Source organism: Micromonospora sp. WMMC273, assembly GCF_027460285.1.
Classification (GTDB): Bacteria; Actinomycetota; Actinomycetes; order Mycobacteriales; family Micromonosporaceae; genus Micromonospora; species Micromonospora aurantiaca.
In genome coordinates this window covers 6513183-6537006 of sequence record NZ_JAPZBE010000001.1, presented here as the reverse complement: position 1 = coordinate 6537006, position 23824 = coordinate 6513183, and the positions used below count along the sequence as shown (strand labels likewise).

The window sequence follows — 23824 nt, the reverse complement described above, 5'->3', positions numbered from 1 at the left end:
GGTCAACGCGGAGCTGTTCACGTCCGGTTCAGGTCCGGGCCGATCCCCGCTCACCGCGCCCTGGCAGCGTCCGGCGGGTGAGCGCGCGAGCCGATCACCCGCGCGCCTTCCGACGTTGAGATCAGGAGGCTCCACCTCATGAGCGACCGGCCTCGCCTGCTTCCGCTGCTGGGCGGCACCCGCCACGGCAGCCGCGACGCGATGACCTGTCTGTACCGGTGCGGCAACGCGTGCGACCACCCGGTGCCGAACCCGACCGACAACCCGTACTTCGGCGATGTGATCGGCACCGAGATCTCCCGGCGCGGCGTGGTCCGGGCCGGCGCGGTCGGCGCGCTGGTGCTCGGCTTCGGCGGCGCCGCCGCGGGCGCGCTGGCCGGCGCCGCGCCGGCCGCCGCCGCACCCGCCGCCCCGCCGGTTCCCGGCGGCGGCGAGGTGCCGCCCGCCGGCGCGGGCCGCCCTGGCAGCGACGCGCTGACCTTCAAGCCGATTCCCCCGAACAAGCTCGACACCCTGGTGGTCCCGAACGGGTACGACCACTCCGTGGTGATCCGCTGGGGCGACGAGGTCGTGCCCGGTGCGCCCGCCTTCAGCCTGGATCGGCAGACCGCCGCCGCCCAGTCCAAGCAGTTCGGCTACAACAACGACTTCGTCGGGGTACTGCCGATCGACCGTCGGCGCGCGCTGCTCGTGGTGAACCACGAGTACACGAACGAGGATCTGATGTTCCCCGGCTTCACCAGCCAGGACGCGCTCACGGTGGAGCAGGTACGGGTGGCGATGGCCGCGCACGGCATGTCCGTGGTCGAGCTGGAGCGGGTGGAGAACACCGGGCAGTGGCGGCCGGTACGGCGCGGCCGGCGCGAGTACAACCGCCGGGTCACCGCGCTCGCCACCAAGTTCGAGCTGACCGGTCCGGCGGCCGGCTCGGCGTGGCTGCGTACCGCCGCCGACCCGAAGGGCCGGACCGTGATCGGCACGCTCAACAACTGCGCCGGTGGCGTCACCCCGTGGGGCACCGTGCTCTCCGGCGAGGAGAACTTCAACCAGTACTTCGTCGGCGGCGACGGCGTGCCGGACGAGCAGAAGCCGAAGCTGGCCCGGTACGGCATCCCGACCGACGTGCGTTACCCGAGCGGCAGCCGCAAGTGGGAGCGGGCGGACGAGCGCTTCGACCTGGCTGAGCACCCCAACGAGGCGAACCGGTTCGGCTGGGTCGTCGAGATCGACCCGTTCGACCCGCAGGCCAAGCCGCGCAAGCACACCGCGCTGGGCCGGTTCAAGCACGAGGGCGCGAACGTCATCGTGGCGCGCAACGGCCGGGTGGTCGCGTACATGGGCGACGACGAGCGTTTCGACTACCTCTACAAGTTCGTCTCGGACAAGAAGTTCATGCCGGGGAAGTCCTCGGTGGCCCGGCGGCACAACCTGACGCTGCTGGAGTCGGGCACGCTCTACGTGGCGAAGATCGAGGGCGACAGCCCGGCCGCCGAGATCGACGGTTCCGGCAAGCTCCCGGCCGACGGCGGGTTCGGCGGCCGGGGCCGCTGGATCAAGCTGGTCAGCGGCAACCGCTCGTACGTCGACGGCATGACCGCCGCGGACGTGCTCACCTTCACCCGGCTGGCCGGGGACAAGGTCGGCGCCACCAAGATGGACCGCCCCGAGGACGTCGAGCCGAGCCTGCTCACCGGCAAGGTCTACGTGGCGCTGACGAACAACAGCGACCGGGGCAAGGCCGGCAAGGCGCCCGCCGACGAGGCGAACCCGCGCAACAGCAACCGGCACGGGCAGATCCTGGAGCTGGTCGAGGACCGCGGCGACAACACCGCGGAGACCTTCGCCTGGTCCCTGCCGATCGTCTGCGGCGACCCGGCCGACGCCTCCACCTACTTCGCCGGGTACGACAAGACCAAGGTCTCGCCGATCTCCTGCCCGGACAACGTCGCCTTCGACGCCACCGGCAACCTGTGGATCTCGACCGACGGCAACGCGTTGGGCAGCAACGACGGCCTGTTCGCCACCGCCGTCGAGGGCCCGGAGCGGGGCCACCTGAAGCAGTTCCTCACCGTGCCGCTCGGCGCGGAGACCTGCGGCCCGTTCATCACCGGCGACAACCGTTCGGTGTTCGTGGCGGTGCAGCACCCGGGCGAGGTCACCGGCGCGTCGGTGGAGAACCCCGCCTCCACCTGGCCGGACGGCGACTTCGCCAAGCCCGGCGTAGTGGTCACCTGGCGCCTCGACGGCGGCCCGGTCGGTAGCTGACCCACCCCGGGGGCGGTCCGGCGCTGGACCGCCCCGCGAGGGGCCGCCGACCCACCAGGTCGGCGGCCCCTCGTCAGTGCTCTGAGGCGATCCGCAGGCGATCGGCCCGCGCGGCGGGTCAGTTCTCGGTGGCGATGCCGTCGGCGATGGCGCGCGCGGCGGTGAGCAGCTTGGCGCGGACCACCCGGGCCGAGGTCATCATCTCGCCCGCGGGCAGCGCGCACGCCAGCACCACCCGGCGCTCGATGTCCTTGTCCGGGTTGACGAGCACCGCGGCGCACGCCACGCCCTGCCGGAACTGCCCCAGCTCCAGCTGCATGCCGCGCCGGTCACCGGCGGCCAGGTCCGCCTCGAACGCCTCGACCGTGGTGAGGGTGGCCGTGGTGAACGGGCGCATGCCGTACTCGCGCAGGTAGCGGAAGCGCTGTTCGGTGGTGAGCGTGGCGAGCAGGCTCTTGCCCAGCGCGGTGGCGTGCGCGCCCTCGTCGAAGCCCGGCACCAGGTCTTCCATGTAGGGCGAGCGCGGCCCCTCGGCGGACGCGGTCACCGCCACCTGCCCGCCGACGAAACGGCCGAGGTAGTGGCTCCAGCCGGTGTCCGACGCCGCGCGGCGCAGCGCCTCACCGACCGCCGGCGGCCCCCGGAACGCGGTGACCAGCTCGCGGTAGCGGTCGGCCACCTCCAACCCCACGACGTACGTCCCGTCCTCGCGCCGGATCACGTAGCCCTCGTACGCGAGCGTGCGCACCAGGTGGTACGTGGTGGCGACGGTCAGCTCGCAGCGCCGGGCGATCTGCTTCACGGTGAGCCCTCTCGGCGCACGGCCGACCGACTCGAGCACTCGAAGCGCGCGGGACACGCTGCGGATCAGGTCCGAAGGTTCCGCCAAGGGGTCGCGCACAACCACCTCCGCCGCCGGGGACTTACACCATATGAAAAACCGGCCGAGTGCGAAATGCCTGTTCGGATGGAGGATGCCAGAAGACCGGACACAGACAGTGTGTCGACGGACACGATGAGCAGCCAAAACGTCCGGGCGTAAGGTGTGCTCGCGATGACTGAAACAGTTTCGCGAGCCGCCCCTCCGGCGTCCCGGCACGCCGTCACGGTCGGCGCCGGCGCCACCCTCACCACGATCGTGTGCGTCCTGCCCGTCTTCCTGGTCGGTGGTCTCGCCGTCCAGCTCGCCGGCGAACTCCGCTTCAGCCCGGCCGGGCTGGGCCTGGCCGTCTCGATCTACTTCGGGGTGAGCGCGCTCGCCTCGGTGCCCTCCGGCGCCCTGGTCGAGCGCTTCGGTTCGGCTCCGGTCGCCCGGGCCGCCATCCTGCTCTCCGCCGCCTCACTGCTGGCGGTGGCGGGGCTGGCCCGGTCGTACCCGGTCCTGGTGGCCCTGCTGGCCCTCAGCGCCGCCGCAAACGCCCTCGGGCAGCTCGCCAGCAACGCCGCGCTGGCCGAGCACGTACCCGCCCACCGGCAGGGCCTGTCGTTCGGCGTGAAGCAGGCCGCCGTACCGGCCGCCACGCTGCTGGCCGGTCTGGCGGTGCCCACTGTCGCGCTCACCGCCGGCTGGCGCTGGGCCTTCGTGGCCGCCGCGGTGGCCGCGCTCGCCGTGCTGCCGGCCGTACCCCGCGCCGGAGGGGATCGGCGGGCCCGCACCGCCTCCGGTCGCCGTCCGGGCGGCACCGGCCCGCTCGTGGTGATCGGGCTGGCCGCGACGCTGGCGGCCGCCGCGGCGAACGCCCTCGGCACGTTCCTGGTCGACTCGGCGGCGGCGCGGGGCCTCTCCCCCGGCCTGGCCGGCCTGACACTGACGCTGGGCAGCGTGGTGTGCGTGCTCGCCCGGGTCGGCGTCGGCTGGCTGGCCGACCGGCGAACCAGCGGGCACGTCGGGCTGATCGCCGGGATGCTGCTGACCGGCTCGGTCGGCCTGATCCTGCTCGCGGTGGCCGGCTCGGCGCCGCTGGTAGCGGGCGTGGTGCTCGGCTTCGGTCTCGGCTGGGCCTGGCCGGGGCTGATGAACTTCGCCGTGGTCCGGCTCCACCCGCAGGCCCCGGCCGCCGCCACCTCGATCACCCAGACCGGGGTGTACGCGGGCGGCTGCCTCGGTCCGCTCGGCCTGGGCGCGCTCGCCGGAGCGGCGGGCTACCCGGCGATGTGGCTGACTGCCGCCACGGCGATGCTCCTGGCCGCCGTCCTGATGCTGCTCGGCGCCCGCCTCCTGCGCCCCACCCCCACTCCCGCCTGACCCCCACCCCGCCCGGCCCGGCCCGGCCCAGTCGCGTCGATCATGAAGTTGGCGGCGCGACACGCCGCGTCCCCGAGCCCGTCAACTTCATGATCGACGGAGCGCACGGAGCGCACGGAGCGCGACGGAGCGCACGGGGCGCGACGGAGCGCACGGGGCGCGACGGGGCGGTGGGCGGGTGCGGGGAGGGGTGGGTCGGTCAGCTGGTGCGGTCGGCGATGTAGTCGCAGAGGGACTCCAGCGCGCGACGCGCCGGACCCTCGGGCAGCGGAGCCAGCCGGGCGCGTGCGTCCTCGGCGTAGCTGCGCACCGTCTCCCGGGCACGCTTGAGCGCCGGCGACTCCCGCAGCAGGCCCAGCGCCTCGGCGTGCAGCGCGTCGTCCACCAGCGGGCCGGTGGCCAGGATCTCGCGCAGCCGTACGCTCGCCGCGTCCGCGTCGTCGGAGGCCATCGCGTAGAGCACCGGCAGGGTGGGTACGCCCTCGCGCAGGTCGGTGCCGGGCGTCTTGCCGGACTGGACCGACTCGCTGGCGATGTCCAGCAGGTCGTCGGAGAGCTGGAACGCGACGCCGATGATCTCGCCGTACGCGGCCAGGGCCTCGACGTGCGCGGGCGCCGCGCCGCCGAACATGCCGCCGAAGCGCGCCGAGGTGGCGATCAGCGAGCCGGTCTTCTCGGCGATCACGTGTAGGTAGTGCGCGACCGGGTCGGTGTCGCGCGGGCCGACCGTCTCGGCGATCTGGCCGTGCACCAGCCGGGCGAACGTGCGCGCCTGCAGGCGTACCGCCTCGGGGCCCAGGTCGGCGGCGATGTCCGCGGCCCGGGCGAAGAGGTAGTCGCCGACCAGGATGGCGACCGAGTTGGTCCAGCGGGAGTTGGCGCTCGGGGCGCCACGCCGAACGGCGGCCTCGTCCATCACGTCGTCGTGGTAGAGCGTCGCCAGGTGGGTGAGCTCCATCACCACGGCGGCGGGGACGACCTGGTCGGCCTCCGGGGCGCCGAACTGCGCACCAAGCGCCACCAGCAGCGGACGGAACCGCTTGCCGCCGGCCTCGACCAGGTGCCGGGACGCCTCGGTCACCAGCGGATCGGCGCTCGCCACGCTCGCCCGCAGGCTCGTCTCGACCCGGTCGAGCACACCCAGCACGGAGGCTTCGACGCGCGGGTCGGCGAGGTGCAGGCCGAGCGCGCCGAACTGACCTGAACGCTCGCCAGCCGGGTTCGCCACGTCCTCAACCATGCCACACCCGTTCGACCTGCTCGTCGACGGGGATACGGGCCGGGGGCCGGTACGCCACGGCGTACCGGCCCCCGGTGGGAACACCTCTGTCATCTGACGAATTCGGCGGCGCCGGTGGTCAGGTCGAGCAGCGGACCGGGCACCACGCCGAGGACCAGCGTGGCGAGCACGCCGATGACCAGCGCGGCCGAGGTGAGCGCCCCCGGCACGGTCACCGTCGGGGTGGACTCGCCCGGCTCGGAGAGCCACATCATCACCACGACCCGCAGGTACGGGAAGGCCAGCACCATGCTGGTCAGCACGCCCGCGATCACCAGCCACGCCTGGTTCGCCTCCAGGGCCGGGCCGAAGACCGCGAACTTGCTGGTGAAGCCGCTGGTCAGCGGGATACCGGCGAAGGCCAGCAGGATGAACGTGAAGATCGCCGCGAAGAACGGCGAGCGGCGGCCCAGCCCGGCCCAGCGGGACAGGTGGGTGGCCTCCCCGTCGGCGTCGCGCACCAGCGTCACCACGGCGAACGCGGCGAGCACCGAGAAGCCGTACGCGGCCAGGTAGAACATGGTGCCGGAGAGCCCTTCACGGCTCGGTGCCAGCACACCGACGAGCAGGTAACCGGCGTTCGCGATCGACGAGTACGCCAGCAGGCGCTTGATGTCGGTCTGGGTGACCGCCAGTACCGCGCCGACCAGCATGGTCAGCACCGCGATCGCGCCGAGCACCGGGGTGAAGTCCCAGGAGGCCCCGGCGAACGCCACGTGGAAGACGCGCAGCAGCGCACCGAACGCGGCGACCTTGGTGCAGGCCGCCATGAAGCCGGTGACCGGGGTCGGCGCGCCCTGGTAGACATCCGGCGTCCAGACGTGGAACGGCGCGGCGGCGGCCTTGAACAGCAGGCCGATGGCGAGCAGCGCCATGCCGGCGAACAACAGCACCGGGCTGGACGGGGAGTCGGTGACCGCGGCGTGCACGGTGGCGAAGTCGACGCCGGCCGCGCGGCCCGGGATCCCGGAGGTGAAGCCGTAGATCAGGGCGACACCGAACAGGAAGAACGCCGAGGCGTACGCGCCGAGCATGAAGTACTTCAGCGCCGCCTCCTGGCTCAGCAGACGCCGGCGGCGGGCCAGCGCGCAGAGCAGGTAGAGCGGCAGCGAGAAGACCTCCAGCGCGACGAACATGGTCAGCAGGTCGTTCGCCGCCACGAAGATCAGCATGCCGCCGATCGCGAACGACATCAGCGGGTAGACCTCGGTGGCACCGCCGACGCCCTCGGCCTGTCGCCGGTCCTCGGCCGACTCGGCGGTGACTGCGGCGTGCGCCACGAACGCGCCGCCCCGCTCCACCGTGCGCTCGCCGACGAGCAGCAGCGCCATCACCGCGAGCACCAGGATGGCGCCCTGCAGGAACAGCGTCGGGCCGTCGATCGCGATGGCGCCGCCGATGGTGATCAGCCGGTCGTCGGCGTTCAGGATCACCATGACGATCGCGGCGAGCATCGCCACCAGGGCGAGCCCGAGTTGCACCGCGTTACGCAGGCGGCGCGGCACGAACGCCTCGACCAGGACCCCGAGCAGCGCCGCGCCCAGCATGATCAGGATCGGAGCGAGCGCCGCGTAGTCGATCGACGGCAGCTTGAGCTCGGTCATTTTGCGGCCTCCTGGACGCTGCCGACCTCAGGGGCGGGGTCGGACTTGCCGACGTCCTGCATGGTCGCCTGGACGGCGGGGTTGATGACGTCGGTGACCGGCTTCGGATAGAAGCCGAGCAGCACGATCAGCGCGATCAGCGGCGCGACGACCACTTTCTCGCGCAGGGTGAGGTCACGGCGCATGCCCTCGACCTCGGTCAGCGCCGGGTTCAGCGTGCCCTGCGTGGTGCGCTGCACCATCCACAGCACGTACGCAGCCGCCAGGATGATGCCGAGCGTGGCGATCACCGCGACCGGCTTGTTGACGGTGAACGTGCCGATCAGCACCAGGAACTCGGAGACGAACGGCGCGGTACCGGGTAGCGCCAGCGAGGCCAGACCGGCGAAGAAGAGCACACCGGCGAGTACCGGCACCAGCTTGCCCGCGCCGCCGAAGTCGCTGATCAGCGCCGAGCCGCGCCGGGCGATCAGCATGCCGACCACGAGGAACAGCAGGCCGGTGGCCAGGCCGTGGTTGAGCATGTAGAGCACCGCACCGGTGCCGGCCTGGGTGGTGAACGCGAAGATGCCGACGCCGATGAACCCGAAGTGCGCGATCGAGGTGTACGACACCAGCCGCTTCAGGTCGTTCTGGCCGACCGCCAGCAGCGCGGCGTAGATGATGCCGATGACGCCGAGCGCCAGCGCCCACGGCGCGAACCAGCGCGACGCCTCCGGGAACAGCGGAAGGCAGTAGCGGAGGATGCCGAACGTGCCGACCTTGTCCAGCACGCCGACGAGCAGCGCGGCGGCGCCGGCCGGGGCCGCGCCACCGGCGTCCGGCAGCCAGGTGTGGAACGGGAAGAACGGCGCCTTGATCGCGAAGGCCACGAAGAAGCCGAGGAACAGCCAGCGGGCCGTGTCGGTGGCGAACTCGGCCTGGCTCAGCGCCTGCCAGTCGAAGGTCTTCCCGCCGACCACCCAGAGGCCGATCACCGCGGCCAGCATGAACAGACCGCCGACCAGCGAGTAGAGGAAGAACTTCACCGCCGCGTACTGCCGCTGGTGGCCGCCGTAGCTGCCGATCAGGAAGTACATCGGCACCAGCATGACCTCGAAGAACACGTAGAACAGGAAGACGTCGGCGGCGGCGAAGACGCCGATCATCGTGCACTCGAGGACGAGGAGCAGCGCGAAGTACGCGGGCACCGAGCGCTTGGACGCCTCGGCGTCGTGCCAGGACGCCAGGATCACCAGCGGCACCAGGATCGCGATCAGCATCAGCATGACCAGCGCGATGCCGTCCACCTCGAAGGTGAAGTTCACGCCCCAGTTCGGGATCCACGGGTACGACTCGCGGAACTGGAACCGGTCACCACCGGCGGAGAAGGCGAACCACATCACCACCGACAGCACCAGCACCAGCAGCGACCAGCCGAACGCGACCAGCTTGGCCAGGTCCGGGCGGCTGCGGGGCAGCAGTGCCACCACCAGGGCGCCGACCAGCGGCGCCACGGTCAGCACCGAGAGGAACGGGAAGTTGGACATTATTCGGCCTTACCTCCGTCGTGACTGCGTGGCCCGCCGGCGGGGGCGGCCGCGTTGAGGTCGATCACGCCAGCCACCCCGCCTGCACCGCCAGGAACGCCGCGACCACGAGCAGCGCGCCGGTCAGGATCGAGGTCGCGTACGACCGCACGAAGCCGGTCTGGAGCCGCCGGAGCCGGCCCGAGCCCCCGCCCACGGCGGCGGCCAGGCCGTTGACCAGCCCGTCCACGCCCCGGTTGTCGAGGAACACCAGCGCCCGGGTGAGGAAGATGCCCGGCTTCTCGAAGACCGCCTCGTTGAAGGCGTCCGTGTAGAGGTTCCGGCGGGCGGCGGTGACCACCACGCCGGCCGGCTGCGGCTCGGTGGCCGTACCGGAGCGGAACAGGAACCAGGCCAGCCCGGCGCCCAGCACGGTGAGCAGCAGCGACAGCGCGGTGAGCAGCCAGTGCGCCAGCACCGGCGCGTGCTCCCCGCTCTCGGCGGCGAGTCCGTTGGTGGCGGTGAGCCAGTCCGGCACGGAGGTGGCGAGCAGGAAGCCCGCGCCGACCGAGCCGACCGCCAGCAGGATCAGCGGGATGGTCATCAGCTTCGGCGACTCGTGCGGGTGCTCGATGTCCTCGGTCCAGCGCTTCGGACCGTGGAACGTGAGCACGAACAGCCGCGTCATGTAGAACGCGGTGAGCCCGGCGCCGAGCAGCGCGGCCATGCCGAACAGCCAGGCCGTCCAGCCCTCCCGCTCGAACGCGGCCACGATGATCGGCTCCTTGGAGAAGTAGCCGGAGAACGGGAACATGCCGATGATGGCGAGCCAGCCCATCATGAACGTCAGCCAGGTGACCTTCATGTACTTGGACAGCCCGCCGAAGCGGCGGATGTCCACCTGGTCGTTCATGCCGTGCATGACCGAGCCGGCGCCGAGGAACATGTTGGCCTTGAAGAAGCCGTGTGCCAGCAGGTGCACGATGGCCAGCGCGTACGCGCCGCCGCCGAGACCGACGCCGAGGAACATGTAGCCGATCTGGCTCACCGTCGACCAGGCCAGCACGCGCTTGATGTCGTCCTTGGCCGCGCCGATGATGCAGCCCATCAGCAGTGTGAGCGCGCCGACGCTGACCACCACGAGCTGGAGCGTCTCGTTGGCCGAGAAGATCGCGTTGGAGCGGGCGATCAGGTAGACGCCTGCGGTGACCATGGTGGCCGCGTGGATGAGCGCGGACACCGGGGTCGGGCCCTCCATCGCGTCCGGCAACCACGCCTGGAGCGGGAACTGACCGGACTTGCCGGCCGCGCCGAGCAGGAGCAGCAGGCCGAGCACCAGCACGGTGGTCGAGGTCATCGAGCCGACCCCGTTGAACACCTCGTCGTACTGGGTGGTGCCGAGCACGGCGAACATGATGAAGATGCCGATGGCCAGTCCGGCGTCGCCGACCCGGTTCATCAGGAACGCCTTCTTGCCGGCGGTGGCCGCGCTGGGCCGGCCGTACCAGAAGGAGATCAGCAGGTACGACGCCAGACCGACGCCCTCCCAGCCGAAGTAGAGCATCACGTAGTTGTTGCCGAGCACCAGCAGGAGCATGGCGGCGACGAACAGGTTGAAGTACGCGAAGAACAGCCGCCGGCCCGCGTCGTGCGCCATGTACTCCACGGCGTAGAGGTGGATCAGGAAGCCCACCCCGGTGATCAGCAGGACGAAGACCGCGGCCAGCGGGTCGAAGAGCAGACCGAAGTCCACCTTCAGGTTGCCGACCGCCATGAAGTCCCAGAGGCTCAGCTCGACCTGCTTGTTCTCCAGACCGCGAAGCTGGAGGAAGTAGGTGAGCCCGAGCACGAACGCGGCGCCGATGGCGCCCACGCCCAGCCAGTGGCCCCAGCGGTCGGCCCGCTTGCCGAGCAGCAGCAGGATCGCCGCGCTGACCAGCGGGATCGCCACCAGCAGCCAGACACTGCCCAGCATCCCGTCCGCCGTGGCGAAGGTGACGGCTTCGGCTGGCTCAGACTGGGCGATCGTCAGAATCTGTTCCACCACGAGCCCCTCAGTACTTCAGCAGGTTGGCGTCGTCGACGCTGGCCGAGCGCCGGGTCCGGAAGATCGCCATGATGATCGCGAGCCCGACCACGACCTCGGCCGCCGCGACCACCATCACGAAGAACGCCATGATCTGGCCGTTCAGGTCGCCGTTGATCCGGCTGAACGTGACCAGGGTCAGGTTGGCCGCGTTGAGCATCAGCTCGATGCACATGAACAGCACGATCGCGTTGCGCCGGACCAGCACGCCCACGGCGCCGATGGTGAACAGCACCGCCGCGAGGATGAGGTAGTAGTCCGGGGTCACCGTGCCAGCCTTTCGTTCGCGACTGCGGGGCTCCGCTTCGCTGCACTCCTCGCGCTCACCGATCAGTCCCCTTCGGTGCGGTCTCCTCGGCCGTCAGCTCACGCACCGGCATGATCTCCGGGATGCTGCGGTCGGTCAGCCGGCCGTCGGGCAGACGGGCCGGGGTGGCCACCGAGGAGGACGTGGCGTAGACACCCGGGCCGGGCTTCGGTCCGGGGTAGTTGCCGGGGCGGAACCGCGCCTTCATGGTGGCGATCTGGTCCATCCGGTCCGCCTTGCGCCGCTCCACGTGTGCCAGCACCATCGCGCCGACGGCGGCGGTGATCAGCAGCGCCGAGGTCAGCTCGAAGGCGAAGACGTACTTGGTGAACAGCAGCCGGGCGATGCCCTGCACGTTGCCCTCACCGTTGGCCTCGTCGAGCCCGACCGCCTGGACTCCGTCGAGCGCCCGGTAGAGGCCGGTGCCCACCAGACCGGCGAAGCCGAGCCCGAGGACCACGGCGGCGACCCGCTGGCCGCGCAGCGTCTCGATGAGCGAGTCGGACGCGTCCCGGCCGACGAGCATCAGCACGAACAGGAACAGCATCATGATCGCGCCGGTGTAGACGATGATCTGCACCATGCCGATGAACGGCCCGGCCTGGAGCACGTAGAACACGCCCAGGCAGAGCATGGTCAGCACCAGCCAGAGCGCGGAGTGGACCGCGTTGCGGGCCCACACCATGCCGACCGCGCCGAGCAGGGCCAGCGGGGCGAGGATCCAGAAGGTGACCTCCTCACCCCCGGACACCTGGCCGGCTGCGGCGAGCACCGTTGCCGAGGTCATGCCTTGCCTCCCTTGCCCGCCGCGGCGGCGGACCGCTGCTCCGCCTGCTCGGCGCCGGGGAAGGTCACGCCCGGGTGCTCCTCCACCTGGTACCGGCCGGGGCCCATCGGCGAGCGCTCGGCGCCGGCCGAGGTGCCCGGGTTGGTGAGCGCGCCGACGTAGTAGTCCTTCTCGCTGTCGCCCAGCCGCATCGGGTGCGGCGGCTGCTCCATGCCTTCGAGCAGCGGCGCGAGCAGCTGCTCCTTGGTGAAGATCAGGTCCTGCCGGTTGTCCCGGGCCAGCTCGTACTCGTTGCTCATGGTGAGCGAACGGGTCGGGCAGGCCTCGATGCAGAGCCCGCAGAAGATGCACCGGGCGTAGTTGATCTGGTAGGTGCTGGCGTACCGCTCACCCGGGGAGAAGCGCTGCTCCTCGGTGTTGTCGCCGCCCTCCACGTAGATCGCGTCGGCCGGGCAGGCCCAGGCGCACAGCTCGCAGCCGATGCACTTCTCCAGCCCGTCCGGGTGCCGGTTGAGGATGTGCCGCCCGTGGTAGCGCGGCGCCGAGACCGGCGGCTTGAACGGGTAGTCGGTGGTGACGACCTTCTTGAACATGTGCGAGAAGGTGACACCGAAGCCCTTGAACGTTCCGGTGATCGCGCCCACGTCACACCTCCCTGGAGTCCGGGCCGGCGACCACGTTGGCCGGCTCCCGCTCGGCGAGCACGCGCTTGGTACGCGGGCTCGGCGGAACCTGAAGATCCATCGGCGGCAGCGGGAAGCTGCCGTACGGCCGGGTGTCCGCCTGCTCCTGCAGCGACGGCTTCGGCTCCTTCTTCCGCGACGGCCAGAAGAGCGTGGCCAGCAGCAGCACGCCCGCGCCGACGGCGGTGACGAGCAGCCGGTCCCGGGTCTGCCAGTCCTCGATCGAGCGCAGCCCGGCGAGCACCATGATCCAGACCAGGTTCAGCGGCAGCAGCACCTTCCAGCCGAACCGCATGAACTGGTCGTACCGGAGCCGGGGCAGCGTGCCGCGGAGCCAGACGAAGACGAACACCAGCAGGATGACCTTGCCGAAGAACCACAGCATCGGCCACCAGCCGTCGTTGGCGCCCGACCAGATGGTGATCGGCCACGGGGCGTGCCAGCCGCCGAGGAACAGCGTCACGGTGAACGCCGACATGGTCACCATCGCGACGTACTCGCTGAGCATGAACAGCGCGAACTTCAGCGAGCTGTACTCGGTCTGGAAGCCGGCCACCAGCTCCGACTCCGCCTCGGGCAGGTCGAACGGTGCCCGGTTCGTCTCACCGACGATGGCGATGAAGAACATGATGAAGCTGGGCAGCAGCAGGATCGCGTACCAGCCGGGCGCGGCGAGGTCGAAGCCGCCGATGCTCAGCCGGGTGCCGTCGCCCTGCGCGGCGACGATCCCGCTCGTCGACATGGTGCCCGCGGTCATGAACACCGCGACCACGCTCAGGCCCATGGTGACCTCGTACGAGACCAGCTGGGCCGCCGAGCGCAGACCGCCGAGCAGCGGGTAGGTGGAGCCGCTGGCCCAGCCGCCGAGCACGATGCCGTACACGGCGAGCGAGGAGAAGGCCAGCACCACCAGCACCGCCACCGACACGTCGGTGACCTGCAGCGGCGTCCGGTGCCCGAAGATGCTCACCATCGGCCCGAACGGGATCACCGACAGCGCGGTGACCGCGCAGACCACGGAGATCACCGGGGCGAAGAAGTAGACGACCTTGTCGGCCTTGCGCGGGAGGATGTCCTCCTTGAAGGCCAGCTTCACGCCGTCGGCGAGCGTCTGGAGCAGACCGAACGGGCCGGCCTGGTTGGGGCCGGGCCGCACCGCCATGCGGCCGACGACCCGGCGCTCGAACCAGACGCCGAGCAGCGTGGCCGCCACGGCGACGACGAACGCGAACAGGATCTTGCCGAGGACCAGCCACCACGGGTCCTTGCCGAAGTCGGCAAGCGTCGGGTCCTGCGCCGCGAGGATGACGGGGTTCACTGCACCCACCTTTCGTTCCCGACTGCGGAGACGCTCACCACGTCGCCGGACGTCGCGCCGAGGCCGCGCCGCACGGTGGAGCCGGGTGAGTTGGTCGGCAGCCAGACGACGCCGTCGGGCATCTCGGTGATCGCCGCCGGCAGCGTGATCGCGCCGCGGTCGGTGCCCACCGTGACCGGGTCACCGTCGGCGACACCCAGCGCCTCGGCGGTGCCCTTGCCGAGCCGGACCACCGGCGGGCGGGCGGTGCCGGCGAGGTGCTCGTCGCCGTCGGTGAGGCTGCCCAGGTCGATCAGCTGGTGCCAGGTGGCGAGCACCGCCTCGCCCGGTCCGGGCTGCCGAACGGCGGCCGGCTCGACCGAGGGCGCCGACGGACGCTCGACCCGGGTGCGCGGCAGCGCGCCCAGCTCGCGCCGGATGCTCGGCACGTCACCGGTGCCCAGCCGCACGTCGAGCTGCGCGGCGAGCGCGTCGAGGATGCGGGCGTCGGTCATCGCGCCGGTGTCCAGCACCTTCTCGAACGTGCGCAGCCGGCCCTCCCAGTCCAGGAAGCTGCCGGCCTTCTCGACCACCGGCGCGACCGGCAGGACCACGTCGGCGCGGCGGGACACCGCGCTCATCCGCAGTTCCAGGCTGACCAGGAACGGCACCGCGTCCAGTGCGGACTCGGCCAGGCGCGGGTCGGCCAGGTCGGCCGGGTCGACGCCGGCCACCACCAGGGCGCCGATCTGGCCGTTCGCCGCGGCGGTGAGGATGCCGTCGGTGTCGCGGCCGGCCTGGCTGGGGATCACCCCGGCCGGGATGTCCCACGCCTCGCCGAGCTCCGCGCGCGCGGCCGGCTCGGTGACGACCCGGCCGCCGGGGAGCAGGTTGGGCAGGCAGCCCGCGTCGACAGCGCCGCGGTCACCCGCGCGCCGCGGCACCCAGACCAGCCGGGCACCGGTACGCCGGGCGACGTCCGCCGCCGCCGACAGGCCGCCCGGCACCTCGGCCAGGCGCTCGCCGACGATCAGGATCGCGCCGGGCTGACCCAGCGCCTCGGCCACCGTGGCGTGCTTGGCCAGCACGCCGGCCTCCTCGCCGGGCACCACCCGAGCCAGCTTGGCCCCGAGCTTCTCCAGGCCGCGCGTGGCGAACGGCGCGAGCGCGTACACAGTGAGCTTCTTCTTCAGGTACGCCTTACGCAGCCGCAGGAAGAGGATCGGGCACTCCTCCTCCGGCTCCAGGCCGACGAGCACCACGGCGGGCGCGTTCTCCACGTCCGTGTAGGTCACGTCGGTGACCCCGGCGACGCTGCTGGCCAGGAAGTCGGCCTCCTCGCGGGAGACCGGGCGGGCCCGGAAGTCGATGTCGTTCGTGTGCAGCGCGATGCGGGCGAACTTCGCGTACGCGTAGGCGTCCTCGACCGTCAGCCGGCCGCCGGTCAGCACCGCCGTGCCGGTCGCGCCGTCGCGGGCCGCGCGCAGCCCCTCGGCGGCCCGGGTGAGCGCCTCGCTCCAGGACGCCTCGCGCAGCTCACCGGTCTTCTCGTCGCGCACCATCGGGGTGCTGATCCGGTCGAACGCGCGGGTGTACTGGAAGCCCCAGCGGCCCTTGTCGCAGTTCCACTCCTCGTTCACCGCCGGGTCGTCGCCGGCCAGCCGGCGCAGCACCTTGCCGCGCCGCCAGTCGGTGCGCTGGGCGCAGCCGGCCGAGCAGTGCTCGCAGACGCTGGGCGTGGAGACCAGGTCGAACGGGCGGGCCCGGAACCGGTACTGGGCGCCGGTCAGCGCGCCCACCGGGCAGATCTGCACGGTGTTGCCGGAGAAGTACGAGTTGAACGGAACGTCCCCCTCGTCGCCCTCCTCGCCGTACGCGTCGTCCCGGTAGATGTTGATCTCCTCGTGCGAGGAGCGTCCCATCAGGTCGATGAACTTGTCCCCGGCGATCTCCTCGGAGAACCGGGTGCACCGCTGGCAGAGCACGCAGCGCTCACGGTCGAGCAGCACCTGGGTGCTGATCGGCAGCGGCTTCGGGTACTCCCGCTTGTGCTCGTGGAACCGCGAGTCCGTCCGGCCGGTGGACATCGCCTGGTTCTGCAGCGGGCACTCGCCGCCCTTGTCGCACATCGGGCAGTCCAGCGGGTGGTTGAGGAGCAGCAGCTCCATCACCCCCTCCTGGGCCTTCTTGGCGACCGGGGAGGTGAGCTGCGTCCGCACCACCATGCCGTCGGCGACGGTCTGGGTGCAGGAGGCGACCGGCTTGCGCTGGCCCTCCACCTCCACCAGGCACTGCCGGCAGGCACCGGCCGGGGCCAGCAGCGGGTGGTCGCAGAAGCGCGGGATCTCGGTGCCGAGCTGCTCGGCGACGCGGATCAGCAGCGCGCCCTTGGGCGCGGTGACCTCGACGCCGTCGATGGTCAGCGTGACGGTCTCGGTCTGCTTGGCTACGTCGGTCATTAGTGGGCTCCCACCAGCTGCTTGTCGGAGAGCTTCGGCGCGGTACGTCCCTCGATGTAGTCGAGGTAGTCCTGCTTGAAGTACTTCAGCGACGAGGTCACCGAGCTGGTCGCGCCGTCACCCAGACCGCAGAACGAACGGCCGAGGATGTTGTCACAGGTGTCGAGCAGGGTGTCCAGGTCCTCGTGGGTGCCCTGGCCGGACAGGATGCGCCGGTAGACCCGGACCATCCAGTAGTTGCCCTCCCGGCAGGGGGTGCACTTGCCGCACGACTCGTGGTGGTAGAACTCCAGCCACCGGTAGGTCGCGTACACCGGGCAGTCCTGGTCGGAGAAGATCTGCGTGGCGGTGGTGCCCAGGATCGAGCCGGCCCCCGCCACCCCCTCGAAGTCCAGCGGCACGTCCAGGTGCTCGGCGGTCAGCAGCGGCGTCGACGAGCCACCCGGGGTCCAGAACTTCAGGTTGTGCCCGGGCTTCATGCCGCCGGCCAGCTCGATCAGCTCGCGCAGCGTGATCCCCATCGAGCACTCGTACTGGCCCGGTTCGGCGATCCGGCCGGACAGCGAGTAGATCATCGGGCCGGACGACTTCTCCGTGCCCATCGTCTTCCACCAGTCCGCGCCACCGAGCACGATGTACGGCACGCTGGCGATGGTGCCGACGTTGTTGACGACGGTCGGGCTGGCGTACAGGCCGTGGGTCGCCGGGAACGGCGGACGCAGCCGGGGCTGGCCGCGGAAGCCCTCCAGCGAGTCCAGCAGCGCGGTCTCCTCACCGCAGATGTACGCACCGGCGCCGGAGTGCACCACCAGGTCCAGGTCGAAGCCCGACCCGAGGATGTTGCGGCCGAGGTAACCCTTGGCGTACGCCTCGTCGACGGCGCTGCGCAGCCGCCGGGCGGCGTGCACCGCCTCACCGCGGATGTAGATGTACGCCCGGTTGGCCCGGATCGCGTACGAGGCGATGATGACGCCCTCGACCAGCGAGTGCGGGTCGTGGGTCATCAGCGGCAGGTCCTTGCAGGTGCCCGGCTCGCCCTCGTCGGCGTTCACCACCAGGTAGTGCGGCTTGCCGTCGCCCTGCGGGATGAACCCCCACTTGAGACCGGTCGGGAAGCCCGCGCCGCCCCGGCCGCGCAGTCCGGAGTCCTTGACCAGCTGGATCAGGTCGTCCGGGTGCGCCTTGAGCGCCTTGCGCAGGGCGGCGTAGCCGTCCAGCTTCTCGTAGGTGCCGAGCCGCCACGCGTCCGGCGAGAGCCAGCGCTTGGTGAGCACCGGCGTGAGCTTGGCCAGCGTCTCCGGCCGAGGAGTGGTCACTTGCGGACCCCCGATCCGTTCGCGTCCGCCGGGTCGGCGCCGTCCGCGCCCGTACCGGACTCCGCTTCCTTGAGGTTGCGCTCCTGCGCGCCGGCCGCGTCGCCGGCGGGCTTGCCGTCACCGGCCGGCGGGTTCGCCGCCACGCCGGCCGCCTCCGCCGCCCGCGCGTCGCGCGGCGCCGGTGCCGGTCCGTCCACCGGGACCTTGGTGCCGGGGGCGTCCGGCACCGGAGTGCTCGCGTCCGGCTGCCGGGTCTCGGCGGTACGCACCTGCGGCGACTTGGCGTCCGGTGCCTTCACGTCCGGCGCGGTGCTGCCGGAGGCCGTCTTCGGCTCGGCCGGCTCGGGCGCGGGGGCCGGCTTGGCGGCCTCGGCCTTCGCCTTCGCCTCGGCGGCGGCCCGGTCGGCCTCGGCCTTGCTGCGGATCGGGGTCTTCGGGTCGAAGCCCGGTACCGAGACGCCGTGCTGCTCGGCCAGGCGCAGACCGCGCAGGCTCGGCTCGCCCGGCCCGCCGTCGGCCACCGCGCCGTCGCGCTCGTCGGCGAAACCGGCGAGCTGGACCGCCATCTCCTTGAGCGTGCACAGCCGCGCCCCACGGGTCGGCATCGGCCGGCCACCGGCGCGCAGCTCCTCGACCACGTCGACCGCGCCCTGCGGCTCCACGTTGTCGAAGAAGTCGTAGTTGACTGTCATCACCGGGCCGTAGTCGCACGCCGCCAGGCACTCGGCGTGCTCCAGAGTGATCTTCCCGTCGGCGGTGGTCTCCTCGTGCCCGACGCCGAGGTGCTCGGCCAGGGTGTCGTAGACCTTCTGCCCGCCGAGCACGTCGCACATGGTGTTTGTGCAGACGCTGACCAAGTAGTCACCGGTGGGCTTGCGCTTGTACATGGTGTAGAAGGTGGCGACGGCGCCGACCTGGGCCTTGTTGAGCCCGAGCACCTCGGCGCAGAACTCGACACCGGCCGGGGAGACGTAGCCCTCCTCGGACTGGACCAGGTGCAGCAGCGGCAGCAGCGCCGAGCGGGACCGGTCCGCCGGGTACCGGGCGATGATCTCCCGGGCCCGGGCGCGAGTCGTTTCGGTAAAGCTCATCGGTCACAACCACCCATCACGGGGTCCAGCGAGGCGCCGCCGGCGATCACGTCGGCGATCAGGCCGCCCTCGGCCATCGCCGGCAGGGCCTGGAGGTTGACGAAGCTCGGCTCCCGGTAGTGCACCCGGTAGGGCCGGGTGCCGCCGTCGGACACCGCGTGCACGCCCAGCTCGCCGCGGGGCGACTCGATGCCGACGTACACCTGGCCCGGCGGAACCCGGAAGCCCTCGGTGACGAGCTTGAAGTGGTGGATCAGCGACTCCATCGACTGACCCATGATCTTGGCGACGTGCTCCAGCGAGTTGCCCATGCCGTCCACGCCGATGGCCAGCTGCGCCGGCCAGGCGATCTTCTTGTCGGACACCATCACCGGGCCGGGCTTCAGGCGGTCCAGTGCCTGCTCGATCAGCTTCAGCGACTCGCGGATCTCCGCCACCCGCACCAGGTAGCGGCCCCACACGTCACCGTCGGTGTGCGTCGGCACGTCGAACTCGTACGTCTCGTACCCGCAGTACGGCATCGTCTTGCGCAGGTCCCAGGCGAGACCCGCGGACCGCAGCACCGGGCCGGTGACGCCGAGCGCCATGCAGGCGGTCACGTCGAGCACCGCGACGTGTTGCGTACGCTCCAGCCAGATCGGCTGGCCGGAGAGCAGGTTCTCGTACTCCTTGAGCCGCTTCGGCATCAGCTGGAGGAAGTCGCGGATCTTGCGGATCGCGTCGTCCGGCACGTCCTGCGCCACACCGCCCGGCCGCACGTACGCGTGGTTCATCCGCAGGCCGGTGATGGTCTCGAAGATGTCGAGGACGTACTCCCGCTCGCGGAAGCCGTACAGCATCATGTTGATCGCGCCCAGCTCCATGGCGGTGGTCGCCAGCCAGACCAGGTGCGACGAGACGCGGTTGAGCTCCATCATCAGCACGCGGATGGTGGTGGCCCGCTCGGTGATGTCGTCGGTGATGCCGAGCAGCTTCTCCACCGCGAGCGCGTACGCCGTCTCGTTGAACAGCGGCGAGAGGTAGTCCATCCGGGTCACGAACGTCGAACCCTGGACCCAGTTGCGGTACTCCAGGTTCTTCTCGATGCCGGTGTGCAGGTAGCCGACGACCGAGCGGGCCTCGCGGACCGTCTCACCCTCCAGCTCCAGGACCAGCCGCAGCACGCCGTGGGTGGACGGGTGCTGCGGACCCATGTTGACGACGATCCGCTCGTCGTTGATCGGGTCCGTGCCGGAGACGACCTCGTCCCAGTCCCCGCCGGTGACGGTGAAGACCTTGCCCTCGGTCGTCTCGCGCTCGGTCGCGTAGTTCGACGTGGTCATTGGTACGACCTCCTACGGTCCGGCGGGGGGATCTCCGCACCCTTGTACTCGACGGGAACGCCGCCCAGCGGGTAGTCCTTGCGCTGCGGGTGCCCCTCCCAGTCGTCCGGCATGAGGATCCGGGTCAGGGCGGGGTGGCCGTCGAAGACGACGCCGAACATGTCGTACGTCTCCCGTTCCTGCCAGTCGGCGGTGGGGTAGACGGCGGTGACGCTCGGGACGTGCGGGTCCTCGACGGAGACCGCCACCTCCAGCCGGACGATGCGGCGGTAGGTCATCGAGGTCAGGTGGTAGACGACGTGCAGGCGGCGCTCCTGCGCGCCCAGGTAGTCCACACCGGACACCGACGAGAGCAGCTCGAAGCGCAGCGCGAGGTCGTCGCGCATCACCTGGCAGACCTCGGCGATCCGCTCCGGGCGGACGTGCAGGGTCAGCTCGCCCCGGTCGACCACGACCTTCTCGATCGCGTCGCCGAAGTCCGGGTACGCCTCCTCCAGCGCGTCCCGCACCTCGTCGAAGTAGCTCCCGTACGGCCGGGCCGCCTCCTCGATGGGCTTGCGCGGGCGGACCAGGCCGCCGTAGCCGGAGACGTCACCGGTGCCCTGGTTGCCGAACATGCCGCGGCCGGCCGGGCCGGCCGGCGGGTACTCCGCCGGGGCGGTGGAGCTGGCACCGGCCGGGGTGGTGGGTACCGGCACCCCGCCGTCGTTGTTCTTGTCGTTACTCATTTCGGGCCCCTATGCGACGCCTGAAGGTGGTTCTGCGCCTTCATCCAGTTCTCGATCCGCAGCTGCTCCTCACGCCCCTCGCGGACCGCCTTCGTCCACTCGGCACGCCGGGCCTTGTCGCTGCGGTACGACGAGGGCATCGAGCCGTACGGCACCACCGGCACGTCGCCGCGCGCCTGGCGGGCCTCCAGCATCTTGCGGCCGTTCGGGCCCAGCGGCTCGTGCATGATCTTCTCGCGCAGCTTGAGCACCGCGTCGATGAGCATCTCCGGCCGGGGCGGGCAGCCGGGGAGGTACATGTCGACCGGGACGACGTGGTCGACGCCCTGCACGATGGCGTAGTTGTTGAACATGCCACCGCTGCTGGCGCAGACGCCCATCGAGATGACCCAGCGGGGCTCGGCCATCTGGTCGTAGATCTGGCGCAGGACCGGTGCCATCTTCTGGCTCACCCGGCCGGCCACGATCATCAGGTCCGCCTGGCGGGGCGAGGCGCGGAAGACCTCCATGCCCCAGCGGCCCATGTCGTAGTGCGGGCCGCCCGCCGCCATCATCTCGATGGCGCAGCAGGCCAGACCGAACGTGGCGCCCCAGACCGAGGTCTTCCGCGTCCAGTTGACCAGCTTCTCGACGCTGGTGAGCAGGACGCCGGAGGGGAGCTTCTCCTCGATGCCCATCTGCTACCTCCTCAGTCCCAGTCCAGGCCGCCGCGACGCCACACATAGGCGTACGCGACGAAGACCGCGACGATGAACAGGACCATCTCCACGAAGCCGAAGATCGGCAGGGCGTCGAAGGAGACCGCCCAGGGGTAGAGGAAGATGATCTCGATGTCGAAGACGATGAAGAGCATCGCCGTCAGGTAGAACTTGATCGGGAACCGGCCGCCGCCGACCGGCTGCGGGCTCGGCTCGATGCCACACTCGTACGCCTCGAGCTTGGCCTTGTTCAGACGCCGCGGGCCGGCGAGTCGGGCAGCGGCCACGGAGAACAGCGCGAACGCCGCAGCGAGGGCGAACAGCCCGATGATGGGTGCGTAAGGAGAGAGCGTCATCGTTGTCCCCTGCTCGTCCTTCCCTGACCTCGGTGGTTGGCCAAAATCACACTATTCACGTCCCTCACGACCTCGGTCGGCGGGGTCGATCTCTGTCCGGCCCGTGGGCGTTCCGCCCCGGGCCGGTCGTCTTCTACACGGCCGGAGCCACCTTCGTCATCGCGTTGATGACCCGGTCCATCGCGTCCCCGCCGCGCGGGTCGGTCAGGTTGGCCAGCAGCTTGAGCACGAAGCGCATGAGCATCGGGTGCGGCATGCCGTGCTTGGTCGCCATCCGCATGATCTCGGGGCGGCCGATGAGCTTCACGAAGACGCCGCCGAGCCGGTAGTAGCCGCCGAAGCGGGCCTTCAGCTCCTGCGGGTACGCCATCAGCGCCCGCTCCCGCTCCGCGCCGGCCGGGCGGGCCAGCGCCTGCACGACGACCTCTGCGGCCATCTCGCCCGACTCCATCGCGTACGCGATGCCCTCGCCGTTGAACGGGTTGACCATGCCGCCGGAGTCACCGACGAGCAGCACGCCGCGGGTGTAGTGCGGGACGCGGTTGAAGCCCATCGGCAGCGCGGCGCCGAGGATCGGACCCTCCGCGTTGGACTCGTCGGTCATCCCCCAGTCCTCGGGGGTGTTCGCGAGCCAGTCGGTGAGCAGCTTGCGGTAGTTCGTCTTGCCGAACGCCGAGGAGGAGTTCAGCACGCCCAGGCCGACGTTCACCCGGCCGTCGCCGAGGCCGAAGATCCAGCCGTAGCCGGGCAGCAGCGCGTCGCTGCCCTTGGCCCGCAGTTCCAGCCAGGACTCCAGGTAGTCGTCGTCGTGCTTCGCGGGCGAGCGGTAGTAGCGGCGGACGGCCACGCCGATCGGGCGGTCCTCCCGCTTGGCGAGCCCGAGGGCGAGCGGGAAGCGGCCGGAGACGCCGTCGGCGGCGACCACGAGCGGCGCGTGGAACGTGGCGGGTTCCTTGTCCGGGCCGACCTCGGCCTGCACGCCGATCACCCGGTCGTCTGCGCCGAGCACCGGCCCGAGGACGTTGACGCTGGTCTGCAGCTTCGCCCCGGCGGCGACCGCACGCTGGGCGAGCAGGTCGTCGAAGTCGAGCCGGGTGCGCACCAGGCCGTAGTTGGGGAAGCTGGCCAGGTCGGGCCAGTCCAGTTCCAGGCGTATGCCGCCGCCGATCACCCGGAGGCCCTTGTTGTGCAGCCAGCCCGCCTCGGGCGAGGTGTCCACGCCCATCCGGATCAGCTGCCGCACGGCGCGGGGCGTGAGCCCGTCGCCGCAGACCTTCTCCCGGGGAAACTCCGTCTTCTCCAGCAGCAGCACGCGTACGCCGTGCCGCGCCAGGTGGTACGCCGTGGCCGATCCTCCGGGACCGGCGCCCACGACGATGACGTCGGCGTCGTTCTCCACCGCGGTCATCCGCGCCTCCTCCCGCATGCTCGTGAAATGCTTCACAAGCCGATCCGGTTGGAGTCTATGACCGGCGTTACACCAGTACGCGCTGAGGGGGGCCTAACTTCGCGGAAACGCGCCGGTAAGAGCGTCGAGACCGGTCAGGGGCGCGCCTGCGCGGCCGGTCCGAGCCCGGCGTCGAGGCGGATCGCCTCGGGCAGATGGTCGCGCAACGCCCCACCGGCGGCCCGGTCCAGCGCGGCCAGCACCTCGGCGACGACCTGCCGGACATCGGCGGGATCCGCGCCGGCCAGCTCGCGGAGCTGCGCGATCAGCTCGGCGGCGTCGTCGTCGGTGGCGGCCTGGTCTGGTCCCGTCATGGGGGCGAGCCTACGGAACAAAGTAGACCAAA

Annotated in this window: 20 protein-coding genes; 2 read left to right on the top strand and 18 right to left on the bottom strand. The window is 71.1% G+C overall.

Annotation, left to right across the window (positions count from 1 at the left end; all coding sequences use genetic code 11):
- The first annotated feature begins 138 nt into the window (after positions 1-138).
- The gene (locus O7611_RS30530; RefSeq protein ID WP_269698026.1) at positions 139-2265 is read left to right on the top strand and encodes a PhoX family protein; all 2127 of its coding nucleotides are present in this window, start codon (positions 139-141) and stop codon (positions 2263-2265) included.
- 118 nt (positions 2266-2383) lie between these two features.
- Here the strand turns inward: O7611_RS30530 and O7611_RS30525 are convergent, their stop codons facing one another.
- Positions 2384-3166, bottom strand: a complete 783-nt coding sequence (locus tag O7611_RS30525) for an IclR family transcriptional regulator (RefSeq protein ID WP_269698025.1) — start codon at positions 3164-3166, stop codon at positions 2384-2386.
- Positions 3167-3319: 153 nt separating this feature from the next.
- Here O7611_RS30525 and O7611_RS30520 point away from each other — a divergent pair, with 153 nt between their 5' ends.
- Positions 3320-4510, top strand: a complete 1191-nt coding sequence (locus O7611_RS30520; RefSeq protein ID WP_269698024.1) for an MFS transporter — start codon at positions 3320-3322, stop codon at positions 4508-4510.
- A 199-nt stretch (positions 4511-4709) separates the two neighbouring features.
- On the opposite strand, the gene O7611_RS30515 is transcribed toward O7611_RS30520, so the two are convergent.
- From O7611_RS30515 to O7611_RS30435, 17 genes are all read right to left on the bottom strand, one after another.
- On the bottom strand, positions 4710-5750 hold the full coding sequence (locus tag O7611_RS30515) for a polyprenyl synthetase family protein (RefSeq protein ID WP_194802030.1): 1041 nt from the start codon (positions 5748-5750) through the stop codon (positions 4710-4712).
- 89 nt (positions 5751-5839) lie between these two features.
- Positions 5840-7393: an NADH-quinone oxidoreductase subunit NuoN gene (gene nuoN / locus O7611_RS30510; protein ID WP_194802031.1), complete on the bottom strand. Its 1554-nt coding sequence runs from the start codon at positions 7391-7393 to the stop codon at positions 5840-5842.
- Positions 7390-8922: an NADH-quinone oxidoreductase subunit M gene (locus tag O7611_RS30505; RefSeq protein ID WP_013473559.1), complete on the bottom strand. Its 1533-nt coding sequence runs from the start codon at positions 8920-8922 to the stop codon at positions 7390-7392. Before O7611_RS30505 ends, nuoN begins: the two co-directional genes overlap by 4 nt.
- Positions 8923-8986: 64 nt before the next feature.
- Positions 8987-10948, bottom strand: a complete 1962-nt coding sequence (gene nuoL / locus O7611_RS30500; protein WP_402810378.1) for an NADH-quinone oxidoreductase subunit L — start codon at positions 10946-10948, stop codon at positions 8987-8989.
- Between the two features lie 7 nt (positions 10949-10955).
- Positions 10956-11255, bottom strand: a complete 300-nt coding sequence (nuoK, locus tag O7611_RS30495; protein ID WP_013283611.1) for an NADH-quinone oxidoreductase subunit NuoK — start codon at positions 11253-11255, stop codon at positions 10956-10958.
- A gap of 55 nt (positions 11256-11310) precedes the next feature.
- Entirely contained in the window at positions 11311-12081 is a 771-nt protein-coding gene (locus O7611_RS30490; protein ID WP_194802033.1) for an NADH-quinone oxidoreductase subunit J, read from the bottom strand.
- Positions 12078-12725 carry an NADH-quinone oxidoreductase subunit NuoI gene (nuoI, locus tag O7611_RS30485; protein WP_013283609.1) on the bottom strand — a complete coding sequence of 216 codons (648 nt, stop codon included), beginning with the start codon at positions 12723-12725 and terminating at the stop codon, positions 12078-12080. The genes O7611_RS30490 and nuoI overlap by 4 nt, the downstream gene beginning before the upstream one ends.
- Before the next feature lies 1 nt (position 12726).
- Entirely contained in the window at positions 12727-14082 is a 1356-nt protein-coding gene (gene nuoH / locus O7611_RS30480) for an NADH-quinone oxidoreductase subunit NuoH (RefSeq protein WP_194802034.1), read from the bottom strand.
- Positions 14079-16520 (bottom strand): NADH-quinone oxidoreductase subunit G, encoded by a 2442-nt coding sequence (locus O7611_RS30475; protein ID WP_269698023.1) that lies wholly within the window; start codon positions 16518-16520, stop codon positions 14079-14081. The genes nuoH and O7611_RS30475 overlap by 4 nt, the downstream gene beginning before the upstream one ends.
- Positions 16520-17836, bottom strand: coding sequence for an NADH-quinone oxidoreductase subunit NuoF (gene nuoF, locus O7611_RS30470; protein ID WP_269698022.1), 1317 nt, complete (start codon positions 17834-17836; stop codon positions 16520-16522). Before nuoF ends, O7611_RS30475 begins: the two co-directional genes overlap by 1 nt.
- Complete coding sequence (nuoE, locus tag O7611_RS30465) at positions 17833-18927, bottom strand: NADH-quinone oxidoreductase subunit NuoE (RefSeq protein ID WP_194802037.1); 1095 nt, start codon at positions 18925-18927, stop codon at positions 17833-17835. The genes nuoF and nuoE overlap by 4 nt, the downstream gene beginning before the upstream one ends.
- Complete coding sequence (locus O7611_RS30460) at positions 18924-20249, bottom strand: NADH-quinone oxidoreductase subunit D (RefSeq protein ID WP_120572080.1); 1326 nt, start codon at positions 20247-20249, stop codon at positions 18924-18926. The genes nuoE and O7611_RS30460 overlap by 4 nt, the downstream gene beginning before the upstream one ends.
- On the bottom strand, positions 20246-20977 hold the full coding sequence (locus O7611_RS30455; RefSeq protein WP_269698021.1) for an NADH-quinone oxidoreductase subunit C: 732 nt from the start codon (positions 20975-20977) through the stop codon (positions 20246-20248). The genes O7611_RS30460 and O7611_RS30455 overlap by 4 nt, the downstream gene beginning before the upstream one ends.
- A complete protein-coding gene (locus O7611_RS30450; protein WP_013283602.1) occupies positions 20974-21654 on the bottom strand; it encodes a NuoB/complex I 20 kDa subunit family protein in 681 nt (226 codons plus the stop codon). The genes O7611_RS30455 and O7611_RS30450 overlap by 4 nt, the downstream gene beginning before the upstream one ends.
- Before the next feature lie 11 nt (positions 21655-21665).
- Positions 21666-22031, bottom strand: coding sequence for an NADH-quinone oxidoreductase subunit A (locus O7611_RS30445; RefSeq protein WP_013283601.1), 366 nt, complete (start codon positions 22029-22031; stop codon positions 21666-21668).
- 133 nt (positions 22032-22164) lie between these two features.
- Positions 22165-23439, bottom strand: a complete 1275-nt coding sequence (locus O7611_RS30440) for a geranylgeranyl reductase family protein (protein ID WP_030273587.1) — start codon at positions 23437-23439, stop codon at positions 22165-22167.
- A gap of 134 nt (positions 23440-23573) precedes the next feature.
- Complete coding sequence (locus tag O7611_RS30435; protein ID WP_030273586.1) at positions 23574-23792, bottom strand: hypothetical protein; 219 nt, start codon at positions 23790-23792, stop codon at positions 23574-23576.
- Positions 23793-23824: the final 32 nt, after the last annotated feature.